Here is a 6,276-nt window from a genome sequence, read left to right as displayed (position 1 = left end):
CCTTTGGGTCATGCGCGACGAGATCGACGGCGTGGCGGGCTGGACCGTTATCGATTGCGGTATTTCGGACGAAACGATCCGGGCGAACTGGGAACGCACGTTCGACACGCTGCTTGGCGGCCTGCCGGTGCTGCGCGTGATCGTCACGCATTGCCACCCGGATCACCTCGGTCTTGCGGACTGGATCTGCAACGGCGGCGAGAAGAAACGATGGGACCCGGTCAGGCTCTGGATGTCGCTTGGCGAGTACGCAATGGGCCGCGTGATGTCCGCCGGCGATGGCTCCGACGCGGGTGGCGAGCGCGCCGCACGGCACTTCGCGCGGCATGGAATGACGGACCCGGCATCGCTTGAAGCGCTGCGCAAGCGCGATACGTATTACCCGAAGCTCGTGCCGTCCATCCCGCCGGTTTATCGTCGGCTGCGTGATGGCGATACGGTGCAGATTGGCGGCCGCGAATGGGAAGTGGTGACGGGTTTCGGTCATTCCCCTGAACATTGCGCGTTCTTCTGCGCGGAGACGAAGGTGCTGATTTCCGGCGATATGGTGCTGCCGCGCATATCGACGAACGTCTCGGTGTTTGCTGTCGAACCGGAGGGGAATCCGCTTGCGCTGTTCCTGGGTTCACTGGGCCGCTACGAGTCCCTTCCCGCCGATACCCTCGTGCTCCCTTCGCACGGCAAGCCGTTTCGCGGCATGCATACGCGCATCGGACAGCTTCGGGATCATCACGCGGCGCGTTTGCAGGAAGTGCGCGAAGCCTGCGCGATCAAACCGCAAAGCGCCGCCGATATTGTCCCGCTCATGTTCAAGCGTCCGCTCGATGTACACCAGATGACGTTCGCGCTCGGCGAAGCGCTGGCGCATTTGCATTTGCTATGGCTTGAGGGTGAACTGGTGCGCCATACGCATGATGAAGACGGCGTGATCCGGTTTGCGCCGAAGTAAAAAAAGCCGGGCGTTTGCGCGTCCGGCTTCCTCGAACTGTAGGTGAGCTACAGCATCGACTACTGCACCACGACGTTCGCGAAGTTCTGCCGTCCGAACGGACTCACACGATATCCGCTGACATTGCTGCGCGTCAGCGCCGACGCCGTCGGATAACCGAGCGGAATCCAGAGCGCCTGGTCATGGATAATCTGCTGCGCCTCGGTATAAGCCTTGGTCCGCTTGCTTGTGTCCGCGGTTGCCTTGCCTTCATCGATCACACGGTCCAGCGTCGGGTCGCAGAAACGCGCGAAGTTGATACCCGAGCGCACTGCGGCGCAACTGAAGAGCGGCGACAGATAGTTGTCCGGATCGCCGTTGTCGCCGGCCCAGCCCATGAACAACATGTCGTGCTGGCCCTGCTTCGCTTCCTTGATCAGTTCGCCCCATTCGATCACCTTCACCTGCGCCTTCACGCCAATCTTCGCCAGATCCGCTTGCAGCAATTCCGCGCCGACCTTCGGATTCGGATTCAGCACGCTGCCGTTCGGACGCACCCAGATTGTTGTGTCGAAGCCATTCGGGAAGCCTGCATCGGCGAGTAGTTTCTTCGCGCGATCGACTGAATACGGATACGCCGCGATCTGTTTGTCATAGCTCCACGTATTCGGCGGATATGGATTCACAGCGGCCGTGGCCGTGTTTTCAAAGACTGTCTTCAGGTAGGTCGTACGATCGAACGCAACGTTCAACGCCTGGCGCACCTTGGGGTTATCGAGCGGCTTCTTCTGCGTGTTCAACGCGACGAACGCCGTCATGAACGCCGGTGTCTCCACCACTTTTAACGAACTGTCCTTCTTCGCGTCAATCACGTCCTGCGGTTTCGGCGACAACGCGATCTGGCATTCACCCGCCTTGATTTTCTGTGCGCGGACGGAGGCGTCGGGCGTGATGGCGTAGATCAGGCGGTCCACTTTAGGCTTCGGGCCCCAGTACGTCGGATTGACGTCATAACGGATCACGGCGTCTTTCGTGTAGCTCTTCAGCACAAACGGACCCGTGCCGACCGGCTTCGCGTTCAAGTCGGTTTCGTGGCCGGCCTTGAGCAACTGGTCGGCGTATTCGGCCGAATAGATCGATGCAAAACCCATGGTGAGGATGGGCACGAAGGTCGCGTTCGGCGTGTTGAGCTCGAACTTGACGGTGTTGTCATCGACTTTGGAGACGGACTTGATCAGCTTGACGAGACCCATGGACTGCGCGTGCGGAAAGCCGCTTGCACCCGCCACCTTGTGCCACGGGTTGCTGTCGGAGAGCATACGGTCGAAGGAGAACACCACGTCGTCGGCGGTCAGTTTTCTCGACGGCGTGAAGTAGTCCGTCGTCTGGAACGCCACGTTCGGCCGAAGGTGAAACGTGTAGGTCAGGCCGTCGGGGCTCACGTCCCATTTCTCGGCTAGCGCGGGCGTGACCTTTTTCGCGACTTCATCGTAGGAGACGAGCGTGTTGAAGATCACATCCGCCGATGCGTTGGTCGTCACCAGCGAATTGAATTGCACGACGTCGAAGCCATCCGGGCTTGACTCGGTGCACACAGTGAGCGGTTTCGCGATCGCGAGCACCGGCGTGATGGCCAGTACAACGGCTGCGAGCATTCTGAAGCGCATGGGATCTCCCGTTACGAACGTGGTCGTCAGTGTTAGTCAGTCAGACGTTTCTTGTTTAGCGGTTGCAGCTTATTGTACGGTGCGCTTCGTCGGATGCGTTGGTGCAACGAAAGAGCGCATGGCCGTTGCACATGCCGTAGCTTATTGAACGTAGCTTACTGAACCGTTATTTCCGCTACAACGACCGATTCGGGATATCCATATGGGATTGGTGACGGTTTTTTGAACATTCCCGCGGCCGGTTGCCTAATCCGGGGACGCACGCTAAACTCGTGGCCGTCTTTGGGGAGTAGCCTTCCTTCCGCAATGGGAGGAGGACGCGTCAACATACTCGGCTTGTTAGCCGTGGCGCGTTCGACCGGTCTGGTTTGGCGAGACCATGGGTGCATCTTGTCGTTCACGGTCGGACGGCGCGGGATTGCATCCTGGTTCGCTGACGTCCGACCGTGAAATTATCGTGTCTCCAAAACAAAAACACCTCAAGCCTGCCCCAGGCTACATCTCGCGCTCGCCGGTTTCTCTGCCGTTGTTTGGCCATTCTCATTGCGTCGCTTTTTCGCTGGTTTCATCGCGAGGTGCCGCATGACAATGCTCTTCCTGCAACTTGCGCTGATGCTCGTGGTGATCCTGGCGGCATCGGAAGTCTTCACCAACGCGCTCGAACATCTCGGCGAAAAGCTCGGCATCTCCGAAGGGGTCACCGGTTCGCTGTTCGCGGCTATCGGCACGGCGCTCCCGGAAACCACCGTACCGATCATCGCGTTGATGGGCGGCACCGCCAGCCGCGCGGTGAATGAGGAAATCGGCGTGGGCGCGATCCTCGGCGCACCGTTGATGCTGGCGACCTTGTCGACCTGCCTGATGGCTATCGCTGTGCTCAAGACGCGCGGCCTCAAGGGGGTCGTCGCACCCGAACATAGCGGTTTCACCCGCGATCTCAACTTTTTCCTGTGTGCTTTCCTGATCGCGGCGGCCGCCATGTTCGTGCCGCATCACGCGTGGCAAGTGCGCGCGCTGTTCGCCGTGGGGCTGGTCGGCGTGTATGTCACGTATGTGGTGTCGACCTTCCGCGCATCCGCGAGTCTCGTCGAGAAGGGCCATGGCACGGAAGCACCAGAACGGTTGCTGATCTCGCGCTTCGGGTTGCCGACCTCGCTTGCGACCATCGTGTTGCAGATGATTCTGGGCGTGGTGCTGTTGGTTGGCGGTGCGAAGGGGTTTATCGCCGGTGTGGAAGGGGTGTCGCAAGCGCTGGGAATATCGGCGTTGCTGCTTTCGCTGATCATTATCCCGATCGCTACCGAACTGCCCGAGAAGGTCAACAGCATTATCTGGGCGCGGCGCGGCAAGGATACGCTGGCGTTCGGCAACATTACCGGCGCGATGGTGTTCCAGGGCACGCTGCTGCCGGGTATTGGCATCATGCTGACGCCGTGGGAGCCGCGCGTCGAGGTGATGACGGGTGTTTTCATCACGCTCGCGGCGGCCGCATGGCTGCGTTTTAACGCGAAGAAGGGTGGGATCGTGCTGTGGGCGCTGCTGGTGAACGGCGGGCTTTATGCGCTGTATCTGCTGCTGACGCTCGGGCGTTAGCCCATAAGAAAACACCCCGGAAGCACGCAGGTGCCCCGGGGTGTTGAAACAGCCAAAGCGCCAAGCGCGTGGTTTTTGTTGTTGTCTTCTCAGAGTCAGCGGCGTCCGGATAAAGGCGGCTTACCGGCCTCGGTCTCCCTCTCCCGGTCAGAACTTGGCGGCCTGGTGATACTTGCTGGCCGCCTGGACCTTCTTCATCGCCGAGCTGTACTCATTCTGCAATTCCGATTGCGTTGTCTTCGCGTCGACGGCAATGGCGGCATCGATTGCCTGGATCCTGTTGATCACTTCCATTGCCGTGGTGTCCTGTTCCGGCGTCAACTCCATGAAAAGCGGGGTCCGCTCTTCAGTCAGACGCGCGGCTTCCTGCCAGTCCGCCATGGCCGCTGCGTGCTGGATCGCGAGCGTCAACTCGAGCAAGCGGTCGATCAAGCTGTTCTGTTCCATGTCGATTTATCCTTAGCGGACCTTAGCCGCTCGCTCCTGTTGCGAGTGCACCCGCGCTATTGGCGCCGCCGAACAATTGCGTCAGGTACTGCGAGTTGTTGTTCATCGTGGCCATCAGCGTATTGAGCGCCGTGAACTGCGCCTGGTACTGGCTCGTCAGCTGTGCCGTGTAGGTGGCCAGCGTGGCTTGTTGCGACGTGATGCTCTTTAGGTCGGTGTTCACCGCACTCTGGCTGTTCGCAATCAAGCCGCCCGCGCCCAGGAACGAGTTCAGGCTGCTCGTTATCTGCGCTGCGATGCCAGTCGTCGAATTGAACAGATTCGCCACCCCCGACGGGTTGCTTTGGAGCGCAGCGGCGAGCTTCGTGGGATCGATCACCAGTGCGCCTGCTGGCTGCGTCGCGCTGGCTTGCGCCTGTAGCGTGATTCCGAGCGCTCCCAGGGAGATGGTCGAATTACCATTCTTCACGCCGCTGCCAATAATGGCCGCCAGTGTGTTCTGGATGGTGGCAAGCATCGGGTTGGAGGACAAGATGCCACCTTGCGTACTGGCTGCCTGCGAGTTGTCGTTACCCACTTGGCCGTACGTGGTGACCAGGGTGTTATAGAGGGTGACGAAGCTGTTGATCGCAGTGGAGGCCGACGAGGTGTTCTGTGCCACGGTCACGGTCTGCGGCGTGCCGGGCGGTGTGCCGATAGCAGCAGCGGTCAGGTTCAGCGTGACGCCCTTGAGCGCAGTGGTCACCGCGTTGCTGGAACTTGTCGCTGCTGTCCCGTCGATCGTGAACTCGGCGTCTTGTGCGGACGCGCTTTGCTTCCACGCGTTGGCGCTCACCGCCGACGTGAAGGTCGATGCAGCCCCGTCGGTGCCGGGGGTGGAGGTAACGCCGAGACTGGACAGGCCATTATCGCCCGCGACGTCGCTCACTGAAACATTGATCGTGTTCGTGGCGCCCGTGGCCGAGGAGCGCAGGACCAGATGCGCACCGTCCGTGCCGGTGACGACCGTGGCCGTGACGCCAGGGTTGCTTGACGACGAGTTGATCGCGCTGGCAATGCCGCTAATCGTGTTGTTCGACGACGTGATGTTGATACTCATCGACTTGCCGCCGACGGAGACGCTCATCGTGCCGGTGCCGAGTGCTGTCGTCGCGCCGAACGCCGCCGACGACAGGGTCTGGGCGCTGGCAATTTGCGTGACGGCGACAGAATAGGCACCCGCTGATGCAGTGCCGTCAGCGGTTGCCGTCAGTCCGGTACCGTCCGCGGTCGCGGTGAACTGGCCGAGCGCGGTGCCGTTGGACAGCGAGGCGATGCCGGCCTGCAAGGCGGACAGTGCTGCTTGCAACGCGCCGATGGCCGAAAGTTGGGTGTTGTCGTTTGTCTGTTGTGCGGAAAGCGTGGCGGTTTGACCTGCCACCTTCGCATTGACGAGGCTCGTGACCAGCGACGAGACATCCAGTGACGAGTTACCGGTGGAACCGCTGATGATGGATTGCTCGGCGGGCTCTTCGGCTGCTGCGGAGGCTGCCGCGTTGGCGGCTGCCGTGGCCGCGGCTGAGCTTGAAGTGCTGGGAATCGTCGACATTAGGATGCTCCGTACGTCGGTTTTGCTTTCGAGCCTGAATGATAAACGTTTGT

At 60.7% G+C, this 6,276-nt stretch carries 5 protein-coding genes and 1 riboswitch; of the genes, 2 read left to right on the top strand and 3 right to left on the bottom strand.

The window, feature by feature from the left end; genetic code table 11:
- On the top strand, positions 1-949 hold a 949-nt coding region (locus JWR14_RS35085; protein ID WP_299718679.1), incomplete at its 5' end, for an MBL fold metallo-hydrolase.
- 59 nt (positions 950-1,008) lie between these two features.
- Here the strand turns inward: JWR14_RS35085 and JWR14_RS35080 are convergent.
- Positions 1,009-2,595, bottom strand: a complete 1,587-nt coding sequence (locus JWR14_RS35080; protein ID WP_299718678.1) for an ABC transporter substrate-binding protein — start codon at positions 2,593-2,595, stop codon at positions 1,009-1,011.
- 268 nt (positions 2,596-2,863) lie between these two features.
- Positions 2,864-3,038, top strand: a riboswitch (yybP-ykoY riboswitch).
- A gap of 139 nt (positions 3,039-3,177) precedes the next feature.
- Here JWR14_RS35080 and JWR14_RS35075 point away from each other — a divergent pair.
- Positions 3,178-4,188: a sodium:calcium antiporter gene (locus JWR14_RS35075; protein ID WP_299718675.1), complete on the top strand. Its 1,011-nt coding sequence runs from the start codon at positions 3,178-3,180 to the stop codon at positions 4,186-4,188.
- 147 nt (positions 4,189-4,335) lie between these two features.
- Here JWR14_RS35075 and fliT read toward each other — a convergent pair whose 3' ends face one another.
- A complete protein-coding gene (gene fliT, locus JWR14_RS35070; protein ID WP_299718673.1) occupies positions 4,336-4,635 on the bottom strand; it encodes a flagellar protein FliT in 300 nt (99 codons plus the stop codon).
- Positions 4,636-4,657: 22 nt separating this feature from the next.
- Positions 4,658-6,223, bottom strand: coding sequence for a flagellar filament capping protein FliD (fliD, locus tag JWR14_RS35065; RefSeq protein WP_299718671.1), 1,566 nt, complete (start codon positions 6,221-6,223; stop codon positions 4,658-4,660).
- Positions 6,224-6,276 lie beyond the last annotated feature (53 nt).

It is taken from the genome of Caballeronia sp. (assembly GCF_028292365.1).
GTDB lineage: Bacteria > Pseudomonadota > Gammaproteobacteria > Burkholderiales > Burkholderiaceae > Caballeronia.
Note: the sequence above shows the minus strand (reverse complement) of the source record. Positions and strands in the feature narration are given on the sequence as shown.

Bases quoted from the DNA above. Each gene is read 5' to 3' on its own strand.
- JWR14_RS35080 (WP_299718678.1), bottom strand. From the start codon at position 2,595: ATGCGCTTCAGAATGCTCGCAGCCGTTGTACTGGCCATCACGCCGGTG.
- JWR14_RS35075 (WP_299718675.1), top strand. From the start codon at position 3,178: ATGACAATGCTCTTCCTGCAACTTGCGCTGATGCTCGTGGTGATCCTG.
- fliT (WP_299718673.1), bottom strand. From the start codon at position 4,635: ATGGAACAGAACAGCTTGATCGACCGCTTGCTCGAGTTGACGCTCGCG.
- fliD (WP_299718671.1), bottom strand. From the start codon at position 6,223: ATGTCGACGATTCCCAGCACTTCAAGCTCAGCCGCGGCCACGGCAGCC.